Source organism: Micromonospora sp. CA-244673 (assembly GCF_050948395.1).
Taxonomy (GTDB): Bacteria; Actinomycetota; Actinomycetes; order Mycobacteriales; family Micromonosporaceae; genus Micromonospora.
In genome coordinates this window covers 6,588,604-6,610,178 of sequence record NZ_CP192019.1, presented here as the reverse complement: position 1 = coordinate 6,610,178, position 21,575 = coordinate 6,588,604, and the positions used below count along the sequence as shown (strand labels likewise).

Sequence of the window (21,575 nt, the reverse complement as noted above, 5' to 3'; positions counted from 1 at the left end):
GGGCGACGGGCCGCTTCGCGATACCGCCGTCAGTCGTCGTTGCGGATGGTGCCGACGCCGGTCACGTCGGCGAGCCGGAGCCCCGGCACGCCCGCCACGTACAGCTTGAGCTGCTCGTCCGCCTCGCGCTTCCGGTCACCGCGGACGGTCACCGGGAAGGTCAGCGACGTCTGGCCGGCGGCCAGCACCTTGCAGCCCACGTACGGGTCGTAGTCCGACCCGGCCTGCGCCGTCGTGCCGTAGGTGGTGGCGCAGATCAGGGCCGGCGCCGAGAGCGGGCGGGAGACGGTCACCGTGAACGTCATGGTGGTGTCGCCCTTGTCGCCCTCGGCCACCGCCGCGTCGGAGACGCGCAGCGACGCGCGGGAGCGGAACCTTGCCACCTGCGGGTCGTGGTCGCTGGCACCTCGGTCACCCAGGCCCTCGGCGTCGGTGGGGTAGTCGGCGTTGATGTGGGCCGTGCGGACCTGGACCAGGTCCTCGTGCAGCGGGCCGTTGACGAAGAGGTTGTCCAGCGTCTGGGCCTGCCCGTCGAAGGTGTACGAGTACGCCGCCGCCGGCACGTCCGCCACCAGGTCGTCCCACAGGTTGTGCAGGCCGGCCTGGTACAGCGGAGCGAGCTGGTCCGACGGCGTCGGGTTCGCCGCCGTGGCGATCGGGTCGTCCGGGCGCGGGAAGACGTTCAGGTCACCGCCGTAGATCACCCGTGCGTTCGGGTCGGCCGCCTCGACGGCCTGCACCAGCGCCGCGCCGTACGCGGCCTGCTCCCGCCGCTGCCCGACCCGGCTGTCCGGCCCGGACGAGAAGTGGTTGGTGGCCGCCCAGAGCGTGAAGTGCTCCGCCGAGCCGGGCGCTGCCGCCACGGTGAACCTGGCCAGCTGGACGGCCCGGGTGTAGACGTTGTTGCCGTCCACCCCGGTCGAGCGGTCGACGTCGGCCGGCAGCACGGCGTTGAACCCCTTCGGGTTCTGCACGTCGGTGTTCGACGGCAGGGCCGCCGAGCGGTACTGCACGGTCGGCGTCGAGCCCAGCAGCGGGTCCGCGGCGCTCGCCTGGTCGAGCGTCAGCCGATCGGTGCGGTAGAGGAACGCCGAGGCGATGCCCCGGGCGTCCGCGCCCGTCCGGTCGTACGCCGCCGCGTAGGCGGGGCCGCCGGCGGCCGCGATGGCCAGCGCCAGCTCCTGGACGGTGTCCGGCGCGCCGTCGGCGTTGTTCGTGTCGCCGCAGACCAGCTTGCCGTCGGTCACCGTGCAGATGTCCTGGTCCTCGGCCTCCTGCACGAGCACCAGGTCCGGGCTGTGCAGGGCGCCGGTGATCTGCCGCGCCTGCACACCCAGCTTCTCGGTGTACGCCGCCTCGCTGGCCGGGACGTAGTCGAACGGCGGGTTGACCCCGGTGCAGCCCGAGTTGCCGGCGAAGTCGCAGCCGTCGAACGGGTCGTCCCGGTAGTCGTACAGGTTCTCCACGTTGTAGGTGGCGACCGCGACCTCGCTGCCCCGGTCGGCCGGCCGCGGCGGGTTGTTCTCCGCCGGGTCCGCGCCGCCGGTCAGCGTGAGCTGCTCGGGCTGCACGCTGTACTTGCTGAACGCGTACGAGATGGCGCCGTAGGCGTCCTCGGTCAGCGTGTCGTAGGTGCGTGCCTCGGGCAGCAGCGCGGTCGACTCCCCGGCGGTCGCCTTCACCCCGCCGGCGCCCAGCAGGATCCGCTGGTTGTTGCCGTTGTCGAAGAGCGTGCCCGGGATGTCGTCCAGCGGGTGCGCGTCCCGGAACACCCGGCGGGCGTACGGGTCGGACCGCTTCATGATCGGATCCTCGCGGTCCAGCACGTAGATCTCGGAGTCCAGGGTGGACGCGAAGATGTGCCGCGGGGCGGACACCCCGCTGCCGGAACGGACGCGCATCCGCTCGCCCTCGTGCCGCTCCCAGAACAGCCCGGCGGCGGCAGCGTCGGCCGGCGGCCGGGCGTCGTCCACCCGTACGGCGCTGTCCACGTCCAGCCCGGAGTCGAGCTTGCGCACCAGCGAGGCGCTGGAGAGCTGGGTCTGGTTGAAGTACTCGGAGACCCGGCCGCGCAGCACCACCTCGTCGCCGACGGTCGGGGCGTAGCCGCCGATCAGCGTGGTGAACGAGCCCATGAAGACGAAGATGGCGTCCGAGGTGAGCGCGTCGCCGTCCTCGGTGCCGGTGCGGCTCTGCAGGTAGAAGCCCCACTGGTCGGCCCCCGCGGAGGTGCGGGTCAGCGACTTCTGGCTGATGACGCCGCGGACGTCGTAGAGCGTGGAGCTGGTGCCGTTGCCGCTGGCCGGGGCGAGCGGCGACCGGTCGGTGCGGCCGTCCTCGTCGTCACCGGTGCGGCCCTGCACCTCGCCCACCGACAGCACGGTGGTGGCCTGCACGGTCAGCGTGCAGGTCGCGGTGCCGCCCTCGGCGTCCGTCGAGGTCACGGTGACCGAGTAGGCGCCGGCCGGGAGGCCGGTGGCGGTCAGCGTGGCGGTGGCCGAGCCGCCGGCCGCGGCGGCCGGCGTGAACGCGGTACGACTGATCGAACCGCTCGCCGGCGCCGGGTCGACCGCGGTGACCGCGAGGTCGGTGACGGTGTCGTCGGCGTCGGTGGCGGTGACCTGGCGGGTCGCGGTGGCGCCCGCCTCCAGGACCAGCGTGCCGCCGCAGTTCAGCGTCGGCGCCTGGTCGACCGGGCCGCCGTCGTCGATGCGGTGGCTGCCCAGCCCGTCGAAGGTGTCGGTGGCGAAGCCCTCCCACTGCACGGCCGGGTCGAACGCGTTCGACGGGTCGGTGTCGCCGGCGCTCACCGAGGGCAGCCGGCGCAGCGTGTTGTCGGCGGTGCTCGTGAGCCCGGTGCCCCACTCGCTGCCCGGGTCGACGCCGACCTGGCCGATCGAGTCGACCACCGTCGTGCCCTTGCGCAGCACGATCGCGTCGTCGCCATTGTAGAGCGAGCCGCTGTAGGTCTGGTCGGCCTGGGCGAGGATCGCCGGCACGGCCGCCGAGGCGGCGAAGACGAAGACGTCGCCGGTGGCGACCGTGCCGGTCAGCGGCACGTTGGTCGACGTGGTGGCGCCGTTGAAGAAGAGCTGGAGCTGGTAGCCGGCGGCGGCCAGGTCGATCGGTGCGCCGGTGCCGTTGTAGAGCTCGACGGCCTTGTTGTTGGACGAGCCCTCGACGTACTCGGAGATGAACAGGTCGGTGGGCGCGGCGCTGGCCGCGGGGGGTGCGATCCCGATGGCCGTGACGGAGACGGCGGCGGTGGTCGCGAGCGCGGCGAGGGTGCGGCGCGGGCGCATGGAGCCTCCACGATGGGTGGACAGGAACTAACGCACGTTAAGTGCCCTCCCGGTCCGCCGTCCATCCCCCGGGCAGCCGTTTGATGAATATCCGTCAGCGCTGGCTGTCGAGCCGGTGCACCAGCTCGGCCACGTCCACGCTGTATTCGCACCAGTCCCGGTCGGGGCGGTAGCCCAGCTCCGCGTTGACCTTCAGCATCGCCTCGTTGGCCTGCGCGTTCCAGGTCTGCACCTCGGCCAGCTCCGACTCGGCGGAACGCAGCTCCAGCAGCATCCGGGCCTTGATGGCCCGGTCGATGCCGTAGCCCCGGTGATCGCGGACCACGATGGTGTCGTACTGGTCGGCCCGCGTCGGGTGCTGCGCCGGCACCACCACCTCGGTCAGCCCGGCCACCTCGCCGGTCTGCTCGTGCAGGGCCAGCACGATGTACGGCTTCATGCCCCGCCGGTGCAGCGTGTCGAGGCTGTCCCGCAGCCGCTGGGGGTCGTAGGAGCTGGGCCGCAGCTCGCCGTCGTCCACGTCGCGCACCTCGGCCTTGGCCCGCGCGTACGCCTCGATGAGGTCGTCCGGCGGCCCGCCCGGGCAGAACTGGACGTGGTAGCCGGCGCCCACCTCGGTGGCCATCTCGGCCAACACCGGCCACTCCACCGCGCCCAGGTCGAGCACGCTGCGGGTCTCGACGTATTCCCTGGTGAAGCCGAGTGCCTCGTAGAACGCCACGGCCGGGGTGTCGCCGACCACCTCGACGCCGATCGACTGGAAGCCCTCGTCCCAGACCCGGCGGGCGGCCACCCGCACCAGCTCACGGCCGAGCCCGGTGCGCCGCAGGGCGGGGTGCACCAGCACCTCCAGCACGCCGATGCCGCCGAGCAGCAGCACGTGCACGTGGCCCAGGATCGCGCCCGGCGTGCCGTCGGGGGCCGGATCGCCCTGGTAGACCCAGGAGATCCGTCGCTCACCCGGCATCACCTCGGAGAGATATTCCCGCATGGAACTCTCCCGCCAGGGCGGATCCTGCGGCAGGTCGGTCGCCAACACCGCGTTCAGCGTGTCCAGGAGCGACGCGATCTCGGCGGACGACGCGGTCCGAGGGTCCCACTCGCGCACCATCACCCGTCTAGCTTGCCGTCAACGGCAGCCCGGGGGAAGGGTTCAGTCCGCGAATGTATGCAACCGGTCACGTCACGTACCGCTCAGCCGTCCGTACTCGTCGGCCTTGTTGAACACGTCCTGGGCGTAGCGGCGTACATCGTTGTAGGAGAGGATGGCGCCCCACCAGTCGCCCGGGATGGTCATGTTCCGGCCGCCCTTGCACAGGTAACGGCCGGCGGCCAGGGCCGCGTCGTCGATGTCGTGCGGGTTCTTGACGCCGTCGTTGTCGGCGTCCGCGCCGATCTCCTGCCAGGTGCTCGGGATGAACTGCATGGGGCCGAGCGCCTTGTCGTAGACCGGGTCGTGGTCGAGCTGCCCCTGGTCGGTGTCGAGGATCCGGGAGCGGCCGCCCTGCCCGTCCAGCGGGGCGCCGACGATCTCCGGCGCGGCGACGCCGTCGGGCCGGAGGGTGGCCTTGTTGGCCGCCCCGTGCCGGGACTCGACGTAGCCGATCGCGGCCAGCGTGGTCCAGCTCAGCTGGCAGCTGCGCTGCGTCTGGGCCAGCACCAGCTCGGCGTAGCCGTACGCCTGCATGGCGACCGGCGGGATCCCGGTGGTCGCGCTGACCTGCTGCGCCCAGCCGGCCAGCGCGTCGGCCGGGCGGGCGGGGACTGCCGGGCCCACCGGGCCGGTCGGCGTGCCGCCGGGTACGCCCGTGCCGGTCGGGCCGAGGGTGCCCGGCACGCCGGTCGCGCCCGGGCCCACCGGCACGCCGGTCGCCCCGGGCACCACGCCGGCCTGCGGCACGCCCTGGACCGGCGCGTTCGTGGTGACATCGACGGCCACCGGCTGCGGCTTGCGGACCGCCGCGGGCACCAGCAGAGCGCCGGCCGCGGCGGTGGCCGCGACCAGAACGAGCAGGAAGAGACCGGGCAGGGTCGTGCGCCCGCTGGGACGGCGCGACCAGGCGCGGGTGGCCCGGGCCGCGCCGACGGCGAGCTGCCGGGGCGGCGGCATCCGGACCGCGTGCGCAAACGGCACCCGCCGCCGCCGACCCGCCGCCGGCTCAACCGCCGCGTCCGCGCCGCCCGACTTCGCCTCCGCGCCGCCCGGCTCCGCCTTCGCGTCGCCCGGCCCCGCTTTCGGGTCGCCCGGCTCCGGCTTCGCGTCGACCGGCCCCGGCTTCGCCTTCGGATCACCGGGCTCCGCCTTCGCGTCGACCGGCCTCGGCTTCGGGTCGGTCGGCTCGGCCCTCGGGGCGGCGGCCGGGTCGGGGGCGGCGTCGCGGCGGGGGCGGGGGACGGGTCCGGCGCCGCCGTCGGGCGGCGCGGCCGGTCGCAGGGGTCGAACCGTCGATCGCTGCTCGCCGTCCACCACCCGTCGAGTATCACCCATGACTGCCGTGGAGTCAGGCCCGGCCGTACGCTGACGGCATGCCCCGCTACGAGTTCCGCTGCCGCGCCTGCGGCGACACCTTCGAGGTCAACCGCCCCATGGCCGACGCCGGCCAGCCGGCCTCCTGCCCGCAGGGACACGCCGACACGGTGAAGCTGCTGTCCACCGTCGCGGTCACCGGCCGGGGCGGATCCGGTCCGGTGGGCGGGGCGTCCGCCCCGGCCGGTGGTGGCTGCTGCGGCGGCGCCTGCGGCTGCTGACCGGCCGCCCGGCCTCGGCCCGCCGGGTGATCCGGCTTGCCGCCCGTGTGATCCTTTGCCACCTTGGGTCGGAATCTGCCCGGCCGTTCTCACGATGCGTGACCGCGTGACCATAGGGCAGCATGAAGCCGACGTCACGGGGCGGAGGTTCCACGCATGTCGCCACGGATCCACCTCCCGAGCGGCTGGGTGACCTTCGTCTTCACCGACATCGAGGGCTCCACGCGACTGGCCCAGCTGCTCGGTCCGGGCTACCGCCCGGTTCTGCGGGAACACCGCCGGTTGCTGCGCCACACGCTGGCCGGCACCGACGGCGCTGAGCTGCTGACCGAGGGCGACTCGTTCTTCCTCGCCTTCCCGGACGCGGGCGCCGCGGTGCACGCCTGCCTCACGGCGCAACGCGCGCTGACCGACCACGACTGGCCCACCCCGGATGCCGCGCCGCGGGTCCGGATGGGCCTGCACACCGGCTACGCCGAGCCCCGCGACGGCGAGTACGCCAGCCCCGAGGTGCACCGGGCCGCCAGGGTGGCCGCCGCCGCCCACGGTGGACAGGTGCTCTGCTCGGCGGCGACGGCCCGGCACGCCGACCCGCTGCCCGACGGAGCGTCCCTGTTGGACCTCGGGCTGCACCGGCTGCGGGGCTTCGACGACCGGGAACGGCTGTTCCAGCTCGTCGCGCCCGGTCTGGAGCGGAGCTTTCCGCGGCCGCGTACCGCCGACGCGGTGGCGCACAACCTGCCCACCCAGGTCACCTCGTTCGTCGGCCGGCAGGCCGAGCGGGCCGAGCTGCGGCGGCTGGTCGAGACGTACCGGCTGGTGACCGTGCTGGGGGCGGGCGGGGCCGGCAAGACCCGGCTGGCCGTGGAGCTGGCCTCCGGGGTGGTCGAGGCGTACCCGGACGGGGTGTGGTTCGTCGACGTCGCCGCCGTGACCGACCCGGGGCTGGTGGCGTTCGAGATCGCCGCCGTGCTCGGGCTCCGCCCGGAGCCCGGCCGTCCCATGGTGGACACCCTTGTGGAGTACGCGGCGGCCCGGCGGATGCTGGTCGTGCTGGACACCTGCGACGCCCAGCCGGCCGCCTCGGCCGAGGTGATCTCCCGGCTGCTGGCCGGTGGCCGGGGTGTGCGGGTGCTGGCCACCAGCCGCGAGTCGTTCGGTGTGCCCGGCGAGGTGGTGTGGCGGATCCCGCCGCTGTCGGTGGACCCAGGCCCGGACGGTGGGGCGAGCGACGCCGTGGCCCTGCTGCTGGACCGCACCGCGGCGGCCCGCGGCGGCCGGGCGCCGGAGCCCGCCGAGCAGGCCGACCTGCGCCGGGTGGTCCGCCGGCTGGACGGGCTGCCGCTCGCCATCGAGCTGGCCGCCGCGCGGCTGCGGGTGCTGTCGGCCGGGCAGCTCGCCGAGCGTCTCGACGACATGCTGGGCACGCTGGACGCCGGGCGGGAGGAACTGGAGCCGCCCGTGGTGGAGGTCGGGTGGACCGGCAACCAGCAGGACACCGTCGACCTGGTGGCCGCCGCCACCGGGGCCGCTCCGGCCACCCCGGCCAGCCGCGCCGTGCAGCGCTCGGCGAACGAGCGGCACCTGACCATGCAGGCCACCGTCACCTGGTCCTACCGGACGTTGGGGGCGCGCTCGGCCCGGCTGCTGCGCTGGCTGGCCGTCTTCGCCGGCCCGGTGGACCTGCGGACCGTGCAGTGGCTGCTCGACGACGACCCGCTCGACCCGCTGTCGGTGCTCGTGGACAAGTCGATGGTGCTGGCCGAGCCGCACGTCTCGGGCAGCACCTACCGGATGCTGGACCCGATCCGGGCGTACGCGGCCCGGCGGCTCATCGAGGCCGGCGAGGAGCAGACCGCCCGGGACCGGCACGTCGCCTGGTCCCGGCACGCCCTGGAGCGCGCCCACCTGGGCCCGGACGGCCGCCCGGTCACCCTCTCCCTGTACGCGCTCGACCCGCTCGCCGGTGAGCTGCGGGCCGCGCTGCGCTGGTGTGCCACCGGTGGCAGCGCGCGGTCCGGCCTGCGGCTGGCCGGCGGGCTGGACCAGTGGTGGCGGGAGCGGGGGCTGGCCCGGGAGGGGCGGCTCTGGCTGTTCCGGCTCTACGGCCGGATCGCCGAGACTGGGGAGTCGATCCCCGAGGCCGAGCTGGCGGCGGCGTACCACATGCACTCGTTGCACGCCGGTGCGGACGGCGAGTTCGCCGAGGAGCTGCGCTACTCGCAGCGGGCCGAGGCGGCCGCCCGGCAGGCCGGCGACCTGGGGTTGCTCGCCCGGGTGCTGGCGGGCCGGGCCGCGCCGCTGGTCGACATGGGACAGTTCGTCGAGGCGGAACGGGTCTGCCGGGAGGTCATCGACTGGGCGTACGCCCAGGACGTGGTCTCCGACGCGCTGCTCGCCGTCTACAACCTCGCCGAGCTGCTCTGGCGGCGGGGCGCGCTGGACGAGGCGGCCGAGGTGCTCGGCGCGGCCCGCCCGGTGGAGGCGGCCCGCCCGGTCGAGCGGGGCCGCCGCTCGGTGGACATGCTGCTCGGCCTGGTCGCGCTGGCCCGGGGTGACCTGGTGGCCGCGCACGAGCACCTGCTGGTGGCGCTCCGCTCCCGGATGAGCCACGGCTACCTGGGCCGGGCCTGCGACACGTTGAACGCGATCGCGGTGCGTTGCGCGCTGGGCGGCGAGCCGGTGACGGCGGCCCGGCTCTTCGGCGCGGCCCAGGCCACCCGGGCGAGCCTGCGCGCCACCCCGGGCATCTACGGCCCCTACTGGCTGGCCCGCCAGGTGGACCTGCGCCGGGCCCTCGGCGACGCCGCGTTCGACGCCGCCTACGCCACGGGTGCGGCCCTCCGCCTGGAGGAGGCCGCCGCCCTGGCCCTCGACCTGGAACACCCCGATCTGACGACCCCCGATTCCCCTCGCTTCACGGCGCCCGCGCCGCGCCGCTCCACGGCGAGTTGACCAGGAGGTTCGCGTCGGGGTCCGGGCTCGCCGGCGACGGGAACCTCCTGGTCGGCGAGGGGTAGGGGGTCAGTGCCGGGCGGCCGCGCGTTCGGCGTTCGCCTTCATCCGGGCGGCGCGGTCCAGGTCGGACTGTTGGACGGCGGCGACCGAGCCGAAGACGCTCACCGCCTGGTAGTAGGTCCAGGCCAGGCTGTAGCAGGCCGGCCGCACCACGCTGTTGTAGGTGGTGCAGACCCGCTTCAGGTCCTCGTAGAAGGCGCTGTCGAGCCGGGACTTGTTGGCCGGGAACACCCCCATCGCCTTGTGGTTGCGGTAGCCGAAGTCGTGCCGGTAGCAGGAGAGGCTGAAGTTGAAGCCGAGCGGGTTGTCCGGGCTGGAGGAGCAGTAGTCGGTCGACCAGTCGAAGGCGTACTCGGTCCAGGGGGACCTGTTCACCCGGGCGGAGTTCCAGGCGTTGTAGCTGCTGGCGCTGGTCTGGGTCCAGCTGGAGAGCACGGCGAGCTTTTGCTCGCGGCTCACCGCGGCGGCGGCGGGGGTGGCCACGCCGATGGCGGTGAGCAGGGCGATCGTGCCGGCGGCGAGCAGGGTGGTGAGACGTCGGGACACGGATACCTCCCCGGGGATGTGGGGCTAGATGTCGATGATTTTCGATCGCTCACCGAGCCGGGGGCGATGCCTCGGGCGACGTGTTGGTGACATGCGTCGAAACAGACGAATGCCGTCGGCGGCGCCGCGGTCGACCGGGACGGGCTGATCGGGCTGGAGGTGCGGCCGCGCAGGACCGCCCGAAGACGCCGGGACGCCCGGGGCGTGAGCCCCGGGCGTCCCCTGTCGTGACGGGTCAGCGCACGAAGCGCGGCGGGCTCGCCGGGCTCTCGTTCCAGAGCCGGTCCAGCGCGGTCACGTAGTAGGTGTACCGCGCGCCGGACTCCGCCGTGGTGTCCACCCAGGACTGCACGTCGCCGTCCGCCCGGACGGTGGCGACCAGGTGGGACGCGTCGGCGAAGTCGCACCGGCCGGCCAGGCCGGCGCCGTCGAACCGGTAGATCGCGTACGACGTGGCCTTGCCGAACGGGCCCTTGCCGTCGGCCGGCTGCCGCCAGCTCAGCCGCACCCCGTCGGCCTGCCGCTTGGCGCCGGTCACCACCGGGAAGAGCAGCGGCTTGGCCGGGAGCTGCGACATGGTCGGCACCAGCGCCGGCCGGGAGTAGTGCTCGGCCGCGTAGATGTCGGTGGCGCCGAGCCGGTTCGCCCGCACCTGGACGGCGGAGAAGTGCACGTTGCCGAGCACCTCCGGGTACGACCGGTTGAGCGTCAGGTGGTTCGACAGCTCCTGCGGGTTCATCCAGAACGAGCCGTACACCGGGTCACCGCTCTTGTAGTCGGCCTGGCCGATGTAGAGCTGGACGTTGGTGCCCCGCACGGTATCCGCCCACCACGGCACGAGCCGGGCGTAGTCGGCGGCCGGGTACTGGCCGATGTACCAGTAGAGCTGCGGCACGATGTAGTCGATCCACTCCTCCTTGACCCACTTGCGGGTGTCGGCGGAGATGATGTCGTACGACTGCGAGCCGGTGGTGTCCGAGCCGTTCGGGTCGGCCGACTTGTTGCGCCAGATGCCGAACGGGCTGACGCCGAACTTCACCCACGGCTTCTCCGCCTTGATCTTGGCGTTCATCTCCTGGATCAGCAGGTTGATGTTGTCCCGCCGCCAGTCGGCCTTGTCCGTGAAGCCCCGGTTGTACTGGGCGAACGTGGCGTCGTCCGGGTACTGGTAGGTGCCGCTCGGGTACGGGTAGAAGTAGTCGTCGAAGTGCACGCCGTCGATGTCGTACTTCTTGACCGCGTCCATCATCGCGGTCTGCACGAACTCGCGGACCTCGGGAATGCCGGGGTTGTAGTAGAGCCGGCTGCCGGCGACCCCGGCCGGCGGGTAGGCGAACACCCAGTCGGGGTGCCGGCGCACCGGGTGGTTCGGGGCGAGCTTCGAGATGTCGGCGCCCGCGCCGCCGGGGGCCGGCATGGAGACCCGGTACGGGTTCATCCAGGCGTGGAACTCAAGGTTCCGCTTGTGCGACTCCTCGACGAGGAAGGCCAGCGGGTCCCAGCCCGGGTCCTGGCCGCGGACCCCGGTCAGGTACTCCGACCAGGGCTCGACGGGCGAGGGCCAGAACGCGTCGGCGGTCGGGCGGACCTGGACCACGACGGCGTTGTGGTTGAGCTTCTGGGCCAGGTCGAGCCAGGCCAGGTATTCGGCCTTCTGCTTGGCGACCTGGTCCGGTGCGGTCCAGGAGTCCTTGCTGGGCCAGTCGATGTTCGTCACCGAGGCGATCCACATGGCCCGGAACTGCCGCTTCGGCACGGCCGGGTCGGTGACGCAGGTGGTCGCGGTGGAGTCGGTCGCCGTGTTGCTCTCCGCGGCGCTGGCGGGGGCGCCGGCGACGAGCGCGCCGAGCAGCGCCACGGCCAGCCCGGCGGCTCCGAGCCGAGTTGCCTTCATGCGGTGCGGTCCCTTCGTTGGGGCTCACGTCGGATGGCGGCGGACGTGCGGCGCGTCTGGCAAGATTCGCCGCACATTATCTGTCCCCGGTAGAAAACTTTCATCAATCCGGATACGGCGCAAGACCTGCGGACGGATCGATGCGCAGGTGGGGCCGAACGTCCGAGGGTGAGCCGGACCACAGTCCGGTGCGTGACCTTCCCGACACGTGCCGTACCGGATTACGGGGGTGGTGGCCTGGGTAGCTTGCCCGGTCACGGACCGCCGCCGTGGTGGTCGCACGGTGGGAGGTGATCATGTCCGTCCTGCGGACGAAACCGATCCGGGACGTGCTCGCCCAAGGGGAGGCCGACGGCGAGGACGGGCGGCCCGGGCTGCGCCGCCGCCTCGGCGCGATCGACCTGATGGGCTTCGGCATCGGCATCGTGATCGGCACCGGCATCTTCACGCTGACCGGCATCGAGGCGAAGAACCACGCCGGCCCCGGCGTGGTGATCTCGTTCGCGATCGCCGGCGTGGTCGCGCTGCTCGCCGCCCTTTGCTACGCGGAGCTGGCGTCCAGCGTGCCGACCGCCGGCAGCGCCTACACCTACGCGTACGCGACCATGGGGGAGATCGTCGCCTGGATCATCGGCTGGGACCTGCTGCTGGAGTTCGCGCTCGGCTCGGCGGTGGTCGCCCGCGGCTGGTCCGGTTACCTCGCCGAACTCTTCAACCTGCCCAGCGCCTGGTTCGCCGAGGAGGGCAGCGTGGTCAACCTCGGCGCGATCGCCATCGTGCTGATCCTCGGGGCGATCGGCATCGTCGGCATCCGCGAGTCGGCCCGGGTGACCAACCTGCTGGTCCTGGTCAAGGTCGCCATCTGCGTGTTCATCGTGGTCGCCGGGGCGTTCTTCGTGAAGGCCGCCAATCTCAGCCCGTTCATCCCGACCGCCGAGCCGGCCGGGAGTGGCGAGGACGGCATCCGGCAGCCGGTCACCCAGGCCGTCTTCGGTCTGGAGCCGTCGATCTTCGGCTTCGCCGGGGTGCTGACCGCCGCCGCGGTGGTGTTCTTCGCGTACACCGGTTTCGAGGCCGTGGCGAACCTCGGCGAGGAGACCCGCAAGCCGCGCCGCGACCTGCCGCTGGGCCTGCTCGGCACGCTGGGCATCTCCACCGTGCTGTACATCGGCGTCTCTCTGGTGCTGGTCGGCATGGTGCGCTACACCGACATCGACGAGGGCGCCCCGATCGCCTCGGCCTTCGAGGCGGTCGGCGCGGGCTGGGCCGCCATCCTGGTCTCGATCGCCGCCGTCGCCGGCCTGACCAGCGTCATCCTGGTCGACCTGGTGGCCATGGGCCGGATCGGCTTCGCCATCGGGCGGGACGGGCTGATCCCGCCGTCCATCGCCAAGATCCACCCGCGCTGGGGCACCCCGTACCGGATCTCGGCGATCATGACGGTCGGCGTGGCCCTGCTCGCCGGCTTCCTGCCGCTGTCCGCGCTGGCCGATCTGGTCAGCATCGGCGCGCTCTGCGCGTTCGTGCTGGTCTCGATCGCGGTGCCGATCCTGCGCCGGCGGCGCCCGGAGCTGGAGCGGCCGTTCAAGGTGCCGTTCTCGCCGGTGCTGCCGATCGTGTCCGCGCTGGCCTGCCTCTACCTGATGTTGAACCTGTCCGTGGAGACCTGGCTCCGGTTCCTCGCCTGGATGCTGCTGGGCGGGCTCATCTACTTCGGCTACGGCCACCGGAAGAACCGCCTGGCCCGCCGCGAGCAGCAGGCGGACGCAGAGCCGGCCGTGACGAGCTGACCGACCGCCGAAAGACGACATCGCGGTATCCCGGCACCCGGGATACCGCGATGTCGCGTCTACCGGCTCAGGGGCGCGGCTGGGGCTCCGCCGTCGGGCCCTTCACCACGGGCCGGCCGTCGGTCCAGACCACCTCGTCGAGCCAGACCTGGCGGCCCGGGTCGGTGCTGCCCTCCTGGCCGGGCGGCCAGGCGTGGTACAGCAGCCAGGTGCGGCCGTCCTTGGAGACCATCGACGCGTGACCCGGCCCGGAGGCGACCGCGTTCGACTTCAGGATCGGGTTCTCGGCGGCCTTCACGCACGGCCCCGTGGGGCTCTCGCAGACCGCGTAGCCCTCGGCGTAGGTGTCCCGGTCGTAGGCGTTGGCGGCGAAGAAGAGCAGCAGCTTCCCGTCGTGCCGGTGGAAGAACGGCCCCTCGATCAGCGTGCCCTCCCAGGGCTCGGTCTGCTTGAGCAGCTTCGTCGGCGCGCCGACCAGCCGGAGCCCGTCGGGCGAGAGGCGCTGCGACCAGAGCCAGGTGTCCACCCCGATGGCGTTGCCGTCGTTCTTCCAGAGCAGCCAGAGGCTCCCGTCGGTGTCCCGGTACGGGCTGGCGTCGATCGAGCCGCCCAGCTCCGCCTGGCAGACCAGCGGCCCGTCCGCGTCGTCCCGGTACGGCCCGAGCGGGGTGGTCGCCACCGCCCGGCCGAGGCACTGCCGGCCGGAGTCACGGTCGGCCACCGTGTAGTAGAGGACGAACCGGTCCGCCGCGAGCTGGATGACCTCCGGCGCCCAGGTCTTCCCGGCGTCGGCCCAGGCCGGCAGCTCCGGCAGGGCGTCACCGGCCTCGGTCCACCCGACCAGGTCGGGCGAGGTGAGCACCGGGACGTTCCGGCCGCCCGAGTTGGTGTGGAACAGGTACCAGGTGTCGCCGACCCGGATCGCCTGCGGGTCGGGGGCGTCGGTCCTGATGACCGGGTTGGTGTACACGCGTGCGCCCTCCGGCGTACTCGACGGGGTTTCTCCGCTGCCGCAACCGGCGACGAGCAGCGCGGCGGCCAGGGCCGCCGCGCCGCGTCGGCGTATCCGCCGGCCGGTCATCCCTTCAGACCGCTGCGCGACACGCCCTGGATGACGTGCCGCTGGGCGAGCACGAAGAGGATCAGCACCGGCACGCTGGCCAGCACCGCCCCCGCCATGATCACCGGGTAGTCGGTCACGTAGGCGCCCTGGAGCAGGCCCAGGCCGGCCGGCAGGGTCAGCCGCTCCGGGCTGAACAGCACGTAGACCGGCCACAGGAAGTCGTTCCAGTTGGTCAGGAACGACAGCACCGCCAGGGTGGCCAGCGCCGGCTTCGACAGCGGCAGCAGCACCCGGGAGAAGACCTGCCAGTGGTTCGCCCCGTCCAGCACCGCCGCCTCCTCCAGCTCGGCCGGGACGGAGAGGAAGAACTGGCGCAGGAAGAAGACCCCGAACGCGCTTGCCGCGCCCGGTACGACGATCACCGTCAGGGTGTCGATCCAGCCGAGGCGATCGGCGATCACGAAGTTCGGAATGATCAACGAGGTGGGCGGCAGGAACAGCGTCCCGACGATCAGCGCGAAGCTCACCTTCCGGCCCCGGAACCGCAGCCGGGCCAGGGCGTACGCGGCCATCGACGCGGTGGCCAGCACCAGCAGCGTGTGCAGGCTGGCGGCGAGCATGCTGTTGAGGAACCAGCGCAGCACCGGGTTGGCGGTGTTGTTGAGGATCTGGTCGAAGCCGTACGTGGAGAACGGGTGCGGCAGCCAGCTCGGCGGGTCCTGCTGCGCGTCCTCGTACGTCTTCAGCGAGGTGAGGGCCATCCAGACCAGCGGGGTCACGAACACCGCGGTGATCAGGAGCAGCGCGCCGTAGCGCGCCACCCGACGCACGTTCGTCATGGTCGTCCCCTCAGTCTTCCCGGTAGCGGAACAGCCGGAAGTTGACGATGCTGACCACCGCCAGCAGCAGCGCGAAGAGCACGCTCATCGCGGACGCTTGGCCGACGTCGTAGTTGCGCAGCCCCTCGTCGACGATCCGCCAGACCACGGTCCGGGTCTGCTCGCCCGGCGCCCCCTGGGTGATCAGGAAGGACTGCCCGAAGACGTTCGCCGAGGCGAGGATCGTCGTGGTGAGCACGAAGAGCAGCACCGGGCGCAGCCCGGGCAGGGTGACGTGGCGGAACCGGTCCCAGGCGCTCGCGCCGTCGACCTTCGCCGCCTCGTACAGCTCGGCCGGGATGTCCTGGAGCCCGGCCAGGTAGATCACCGCGTTGAAGCCGCAGGTCCACCACACCGTCACGCCGACCAGGGAGACCCAGGCCCACGGCACGTCGGTCACCCAGGGGGTGTCCGCGGGCAGCCCGACCGCGCCGAGCAGCCGGTTGACCAGGCCGAGGTTCGCGTCCAGCAGGAAGCGCCAGAGCAGGCCGATCACCGCGACGCCGAGCACGTACGGGGCGAAGAAGGCGGCCCGGAAGAACGTCCGGCCGGGGAACTTCTCGTTCAGCAGCAGGGCCAGGCCCAGCGGGACGACCACCAGCAGCGGCACCGACAGCACGGTGAAGATCGCGGTCGCCCGGACGCTGGACCACCAGTCCGCGTAGTCGGCCGAGTCACTGGAGAACAGGTCCCGGTAGTTCTCCAGCCCGATGAACGGCCGGTTCGGCAGCTGGAGGTCCCACTGGTGCAGGCTGATCCAGACGCCGAACACGATCGGCGCCAGGCCGAAGACCAGGAAGAGAACCAGGTACGGCGCGAGGAAGAGGTACGGCGTCGCCCGGTGCCCCCGTTCCGTCGCGCCCCGACGGCGGGCGCGGCCCGCCGGGGGCGGCGCGTCACCACGCGCCGCCCCGACCTCGATCACGTCCGCCACGGCGGATCAGCTCCCGTACTTCTTGCGGTTGTCCTCGAGCTGCTTGTTCGCCTTGGCCACCCCGTCGTCCAGCGCCTGCTTCGGCGACTTCTTGCTGAGCGCCGCCTCGTTGAAGGCGTTGTAGAAGGTGGTCATGACCTCGCCGAGGCCGGGCGCGGCCGGCGGGAAGGCCGCGTACTCCAGCTCCGGGGCGAGCGCGCTGATCTCCGGCAGAGCCTTGAACTCGGCGCCCTCCCGGACCTCCTTGCGGGCCGGGATCTGGCCACCCTTGGCCCAGTCGAGCGAGTGCTGGCTCAGCCAGTTGATGAAGACCTTCGCCCCGGAGACCTTGTTGTTGTCGGCGCTGCGCTGCTTGACGATCGTGAAGTTGTGCGAGTTCGCCCAGGTCGCCTTCTGGCTGCCGATCTGCGGCAGGGGCGCGACGCCCCACTGCACCTGGGGGCTCTTCTTCAGGTCGTTGATCTGCCAGATGCCGTTGAAGTTGAACGCGTTCTTGCCGCTCTTGAGCGCCAGGTAGTCGGCGTCCTGGCCGACGTTGGCGGGGGAGAAGCCCTGCTTGATCATGTCGACCAGCCAGGTGCACGCCTCGACGGCCGGGTCCGAGTTGAAGGTCGCCTTCGCCACCTCGGCGTCGAAGAGCGTCCCGCCCCACTGGTGCAGCAGGCTGTAGAAGGTCATGCCGCCGGTGAACTGGAACGGGCTGACCCAGAAGCCCTGCACGCCGGCCTTCTTCAGCTCGGTCAGCGCCGCCGTGTACTCGTCCTTGGTCGTCGGCGGCTTGTTCGGGTCGAGGCCGCCCTTCTGCATGACGGCCTTGTTGTAGTAGAAGCCCATCGGGTGCATGTCCAGCGGGATGCCGTACCGCTTGTCGTGGTAGATGCCGCCCTTCCACACCGTCGGGGCGAAGTCGCCCTCGCTCAGCCCCAGGGCCTTGGCCACGTCGTCCAGCTCGGTGATCACGCCGCGGGCGGCGAAGGTGGCGAGCTGGTCCATGTGCATGACCGCGATGTCCGGGCCGTTGCCGCTGGTCACCGCGCCGGGCAGCTTGCTGTAGTAGTCCTGCCACTCGTACGTGATCACGCTGACGGCGATGTTCTGGTGCTCGCTGTTGAACTGCTCGACCAGTTTCTTGAAGATGTCGCCGTCGCCGCCGGTGAAGCCGTTCCAGAGCTTCAGGTCGACCTTCGGGCCGGTGTAGTCCTTGCCGCCGTTGCCGGCCGCGGTGGAGCCCTTGGTGCTGCTGCCGCCGCCGCAGCCGGCCAGCGTCAGCGTGGCCGCCGCGCCGAGCCCGACACCGAGGCCGAGCAGGCGGCGCCGGCTCATCTCGTTCTGGATCATGCTCACTCCTTGGGGGACGGGATGCAGTATTGCCTGGTCACGGCTGAGTCGCGAAGCGCAGCAGGTTCCAGGAGCAGGCGGGCAGTGCCACGGAGCACCGGCCGCCGTCGAGGGTGGGGGTGGTGATCTCCCGAGGCGTCACCCGCTCGGGCTCCGCCTCGGTGTTCGTGGCGGCCGGGTCGGCGCCGGCCGCGAGGGTGGTGTGTCCGACGGCGCGCAGGCCGGGCAGCCCGCGCAGGTCCAGGTCGAGGGCGAGGCCGTTCGGACCCCGGTTGACCGCGAAGACGGCCAGCCCACCGGTCTCCTCGTCGTGCACGGCGACGGTGTCGAGCACCGGCACCTCGCCGTACCGCTTCGTCTCGTACGTGGGACCGACCGGCTCGGTGCGCAGCACGGTGCCCCGGGCGTGCCGGGCGGTCAGGGCGAACGGGTGGAAGATGCTCTGCCGCCAGGCCGGCCCGCCGTTGCGGGTGCGGATCGGGGCGATCACGTTGGCGAGCTGCGCCTGGCAGGCCACCCCGACCCGGTCGGCGTGGCGGAGCAGGGTGATCAGCAGGTCGCCGACCACCACGGCGTCGACGGCGTTGTAGTCGTCCTCGATGAGGGCCGGCGCCTCGACCCAGCCGCGCCGGTCGAGGTCGGCCTGGAGGCGGGACTGGTACCAGACGTTCCACTCGTCGAAGGAGATCTTCAGCTTGCGCTTCTGCCGCTGCTTCGCGGCCACGTGGTCGGCGGTGGCGACGACCTCGCGGATGAAGTTGTCCATGTCCACGGCCGAGGCCAGGATGCTGGCCCGGTCGCCGTCGGACGGGTCGTAGTAGGTGTGGGCCGAGATGTAGTCGACGTGCTCGTAGGTGTGCTCCAGCACGGTCGCCTCCCAGGAGGCGAAGGTCGGCATCCCCCGGTTGGAGCTGCCGCAGGCGACCAGGCTGATCGAGGGGTCGATCATCTTCATGGCGCGGGCGGTCTCGGCGGCGAGCCGGCCGTACTCGTCGGCGGTCTTGTGGCCGACCTGCCACGGCCCGTCCAGTTCGTTGCCGAGGCACCAGAGCCGGACCCCGTACGGGTCCTCGGCGCCGTGCTTGCGGCGCAGGTCGGACAGCTGGGTGCCGCCCGGGTGGTTGGTGTACTCCAGCAGGTCGCAGGCTTCCTGGACGCCACGGCTGCCGAGGTTGACCGCCATCATCGGCTCGACGCCGGCCTCGGCCGCCCAGGTCATGAACTCGTCCAGGCCGAACGCGTTGGTCTCGATGGTCTTCCAGGCCAGGTCGAGCCGGCGCGGACGGTCGCCGACCGGGCCCACGCCGTCCTCCCAGCGGTAGCCGGAGACGAAGTTGCCACCCGGGTAGCGGACCACCGACACACCCAGCTCGCGGGTCAGCTCCAGCACGTCGCGCCGGAAGCCGCGCGGGTCGGCGTTCGGGTGGCCGGGTTCATAGACACCGCCGTAGACGCAGCGGCCCATGTGCTCGACGAACGAACCGAAGAGGCGCCGGTCGGCCGCGCCGATGGTGAAGGTCGGGTCGATCGTGAGCTGCGCGTTCGGCACGGGTGCCACCCTTTCCTCGGTGCTGTCCCGGGTGACCTCGGTCACCCGTGTCCCTGGTTTGTACAACGTTGTAACCAACGATGTAAAGGGGTCGTTACGTCGTCGTGACGCGGTAGAGTGCGCCCCAGCAGCCACCGGGAGGAAGCGCAGTGCGGCACAGGCTCAAGGACGTGGCGGAACGGGCCGGCGTGTCGGTGAAGACCGTCTCCAACGTGGTCAACGGCTACCAGCACGTCCGCGCCGACACCCGGGCCCGGGTCGAGGCGGCCATCGTCGAGCTCAACTACCGCCCCAACCTCTCGGCCCGCAACCTCCGCAAGGGCCGCACCGGGGTGATCGCCCTGGCCGTGCCCGAGCTGGACATCCCCTACTTCGCCGAGCTGGCCCGGCACGTGGTCACCGCCGCCGCCGAACACGGCTGGACGGTGCTGATCGACCAGACCGGCGGCGGCCCGGAGCAGGAACGCAAGGCGGCCAGCGGCATCGGCGACCACATGATCGACGGGCTGATCTTCAGCCCGCTCGCACTCACCGCCGACGACCTCGCCGGCCTCGACGGCATGCCCATGGTGCTGCTCGGCGAGCGGGTCGACCACGGCCCCGCCGACCACGTCGTGGTCGACAACGTGGCCGCCGCCCGGGAGATCACCGCCCACCTGGTCGGGCTCGGCCGCCGCCGGATCGCCGCCATCGGCTCGCAGCGCACCCCCGAGGGCGCCAGCGCGCGCCTGCGCCTCACCGGCTACACCGCCGCGCTGGCCGAGGCCGGCATCGCCTACGACGACCGCCTGGTGGCGCCCGCGCCGGCCTGGCACCGCGCGGACGGCGCGGCCGCCATGCGGCACCTGCTCTCCGCCGGGGTACGCCCCGACGCCGTCTTCTGCTTCAACGACACCCTGGCCCTCGGCGCGCTACGCGCCCTGCACGAGTCCGGCCTGCGGGTGCCCGACGACGTCGCGGTGGCCGGCTTCGACGACATCGAGGACGGCCGCTTCTCCATCCCGACCCTGAGCACCGTCGCCCCCGACAAGGAGCGCATCGCCCGCCTGGCGGTCGAACTCCTGGCCGACCGCCTGACCGCCGACCGGGACGCCCCGCCCCGCGAGTTGGTCGCCCCCCACCGCCTGGCCCTCCGCGAATCCGCCCCCTGACCCCCACCTGGCCCCGCGCCGCCCCGGCGCGCCCTCGGCGGTCGATCATGAGGTTGACGGCGAAGTCGATCTCCTGGAGTGCCGCCAACTTCATGATCGACTGCGCGACCCATGGCGGGGGTCAGTCGAAGAAGCGGGCCAGGTGGGAACTGGACGGGGGTGGCGCGTCCGGGGGGAGCGGAGTCAGGTCGGCGAAGATCGAGGCGCCGTCGCAGCCAACGTGCAGCGGATACCAGCGCGGGGTCCCGGGCGGGCGCTGACCGCAGATGCCCTTGAAGGTCTGCACGTCCAGCAGGCGGACGTGGGTCGGGTCGGCCACCGCGTTCACGTGCCGCCACCAGGGGCTCATCACGTGCAGCACGCCGCCCGGGCGCAGCGCCCGGTGGCACTCGTCGAGCAGCGGCAGGAAGTCGATCAGGTGCTCCAGGATGTGCACCGCGAAGAGCACGTCCACCGAGTCGTCGGCCAGCGGGAGCGAGGCGGACAGGTCGGCCACCGCGTTCACCCCGGGCGCCGGATAGATGTCCAGGCCCAGGTTGCCCGGCCACTGCTTGGTCGCCCCGCAGCCCAGGTCCACCACGACCGGCGCCCGGCCGGCGACGCTCACCCGGCACCAGACGCCCAGCACCCCGTCGAGCCGGCCCACCAGGTCCCGGACCAGCCGCAGCTGCGCCGGGTCGGCCACCGCGCCGTCGAGGTGGGCCACCCCCCGGTCGAAGCGCACCTCCACGGTCAGCCCGCGCAGCCGCTCGTCGTGGCGGGCCTGATCGGCCCACGCCTCGGCGAGGAAGCCGTCGACCTCCCGCAGCCGCTCACCCGAGAGTGCGGATTGCCCCACCGCCACCATGCGCCCACCTCCGGGCGGCGCGATACCCGCATCCCCGCCCGGTATGCCTGACCTGCCCCAGAAGCCGGCACCCGGCGGTTGATCCACTTCACCTCGCCGAGCTGGCGGTATTCGGCACCCGTCGATGGCGCCACATCGGCGAGCTGGAGTGGATCAAGGAATCAGCCGGCGATGGTGCGGCGTGCGCCGCGGGAGCCCCGCATCCGCTGGCGCGGCTGCGGCGCGGCCGCCTTCGGCCGTTTCAGGTGGTAGCGGTGCAACTCGTTGTTGCCCGGCAGGGACGGGTCCTCGCTCATCGCGACCAGTTCCCAGCCCTGGTCACCGGCCCGGTTCAGGTGGGCCAGCGCGGTGTCGCCGTACGGCGTGACGTCGATCATGGAGCCGTCCGGGCCGTACCAGATGAAGACGACCTCCCACCCGATGTCGGTGGTGGCGGCCTGCCGCCGGCGGACCAGCAGCGCGTACTCCCACTTGAGCATGGAGTCATTCTCACCCCGCGCGACCGGGTCGGCACGGA

The 21,575-nt window shown here is 72.4% G+C and carries 16 protein-coding genes; 4 read left to right on the top strand and 12 right to left on the bottom strand.

Features of this window, described 5'->3' with window-relative positions; genetic code table 11:
* Positions 1-29: 29 nt before the first annotated feature.
* The 3 genes from ACQP12_RS30360 to ACQP12_RS30350 all read right to left on the bottom strand — a co-directional run bounded on the left by ACQP12_RS30360 (position 30) and on the right by ACQP12_RS30350 (position 5,790).
* Positions 30-3,302, bottom strand: coding sequence for a lamin tail domain-containing protein (locus tag ACQP12_RS30360; RefSeq protein ID WP_433283506.1), 3,273 nt, complete (start codon positions 3,300-3,302; stop codon positions 30-32).
* A gap of 94 nt (positions 3,303-3,396) precedes the next feature.
* Entirely contained in the window at positions 3,397-4,413 is a 1,017-nt protein-coding gene (locus ACQP12_RS30355) for a GNAT family N-acetyltransferase (protein ID WP_357939107.1), read from the bottom strand.
* A gap of 72 nt (positions 4,414-4,485) precedes the next feature.
* On the bottom strand, positions 4,486-5,790 hold the full coding sequence (locus tag ACQP12_RS30350) for a lytic murein transglycosylase (RefSeq protein WP_433283505.1): 1,305 nt from the start codon (positions 5,788-5,790) through the stop codon (positions 4,486-4,488).
* A gap of 38 nt (positions 5,791-5,828) precedes the next feature.
* On the opposite strand from ACQP12_RS30350, the gene ACQP12_RS30345 reads away from it, so the two are divergent.
* Complete coding sequence (locus tag ACQP12_RS30345; protein WP_357938970.1) at positions 5,829-6,050, top strand: FmdB family zinc ribbon protein; 222 nt, start codon at positions 5,829-5,831, stop codon at positions 6,048-6,050.
* Between the two features lie 156 nt (positions 6,051-6,206).
* Positions 6,207-9,005 (top strand): ATP-binding protein, encoded by a 2,799-nt coding sequence (locus ACQP12_RS30340; protein WP_433283504.1) that lies wholly within the window; start codon positions 6,207-6,209, stop codon positions 9,003-9,005.
* 69 nt (positions 9,006-9,074) lie between these two features.
* Here ACQP12_RS30340 and ACQP12_RS30335 read toward each other — a convergent pair whose 3' ends face one another.
* Both ACQP12_RS30335 and ACQP12_RS30330 read right to left on the bottom strand, forming a co-directional pair.
* Complete coding sequence (locus ACQP12_RS30335; protein ID WP_357938966.1) at positions 9,075-9,614, bottom strand: phospholipase; 540 nt, start codon at positions 9,612-9,614, stop codon at positions 9,075-9,077.
* A gap of 235 nt (positions 9,615-9,849) precedes the next feature.
* Positions 9,850-11,508, bottom strand: coding sequence for a glycoside hydrolase family 10 protein (locus ACQP12_RS30330; RefSeq protein WP_433283503.1), 1,659 nt, complete (start codon positions 11,506-11,508; stop codon positions 9,850-9,852).
* 296 nt (positions 11,509-11,804) lie between these two features.
* Here ACQP12_RS30330 and ACQP12_RS30325 point away from each other — a divergent pair, with 296 nt between their 5' ends.
* Positions 11,805-13,298, top strand: a complete 1,494-nt coding sequence (locus ACQP12_RS30325; RefSeq protein ID WP_433283502.1) for an amino acid permease — start codon at positions 11,805-11,807, stop codon at positions 13,296-13,298.
* Positions 13,299-13,365: 67 nt separating this feature from the next.
* Here ACQP12_RS30325 and ACQP12_RS30320 read toward each other — a convergent pair whose 3' ends face one another.
* The 5 genes from ACQP12_RS30320 to ACQP12_RS30300 are packed head-to-tail and all read right to left on the bottom strand — an operon-like array spanning position 13,366 to position 19,060.
* Complete coding sequence (locus tag ACQP12_RS30320; protein WP_433283501.1) at positions 13,366-14,379, bottom strand: glycoside hydrolase family 43 protein; 1,014 nt, start codon at positions 14,377-14,379, stop codon at positions 13,366-13,368.
* Entirely contained in the window at positions 14,376-15,200 is an 825-nt protein-coding gene (locus tag ACQP12_RS30315) for a carbohydrate ABC transporter permease (RefSeq protein ID WP_433283500.1), read from the bottom strand. Before ACQP12_RS30315 ends, ACQP12_RS30320 begins: the two co-directional genes overlap by 4 nt.
* 10 nt (positions 15,201-15,210) lie before the next feature.
* The gene (locus ACQP12_RS30310) at positions 15,211-16,173 is read right to left on the bottom strand and encodes a carbohydrate ABC transporter permease (protein WP_357938956.1); all 963 of its coding nucleotides are present in this window, start codon (positions 16,171-16,173) and stop codon (positions 15,211-15,213) included.
* A 6-nt stretch (positions 16,174-16,179) separates the two neighbouring features.
* Entirely contained in the window at positions 16,180-17,511 is a 1,332-nt protein-coding gene (locus tag ACQP12_RS30305; RefSeq protein WP_433283499.1) for an ABC transporter substrate-binding protein, read from the bottom strand.
* 37 nt (positions 17,512-17,548) lie between these two features.
* Entirely contained in the window at positions 17,549-19,060 is a 1,512-nt protein-coding gene (locus ACQP12_RS30300; RefSeq protein ID WP_433289517.1) for an alpha-N-arabinofuranosidase, read from the bottom strand.
* Positions 19,061-19,209: 149 nt separating this feature from the next.
* On the opposite strand from ACQP12_RS30300, the gene ACQP12_RS30295 reads away from it, so the two are divergent.
* Positions 19,210-20,211, top strand: a complete 1,002-nt coding sequence (locus ACQP12_RS30295; protein WP_433283498.1) for a LacI family DNA-binding transcriptional regulator — start codon at positions 19,210-19,212, stop codon at positions 20,209-20,211.
* 121 nt (positions 20,212-20,332) lie between these two features.
* Here ACQP12_RS30295 and ACQP12_RS30290 read toward each other — a convergent pair whose 3' ends face one another.
* On the bottom strand, positions 20,333-21,058 hold the full coding sequence (locus ACQP12_RS30290) for a methyltransferase domain-containing protein (protein ID WP_433283497.1): 726 nt from the start codon (positions 21,056-21,058) through the stop codon (positions 20,333-20,335).
* A 161-nt stretch (positions 21,059-21,219) separates the two neighbouring features.
* The gene (locus ACQP12_RS30285; protein ID WP_433283496.1) at positions 21,220-21,537 is read right to left on the bottom strand and encodes a hypothetical protein; all 318 of its coding nucleotides are present in this window, start codon (positions 21,535-21,537) and stop codon (positions 21,220-21,222) included.
* Positions 21,538-21,575: the final 38 nt, after the last annotated feature.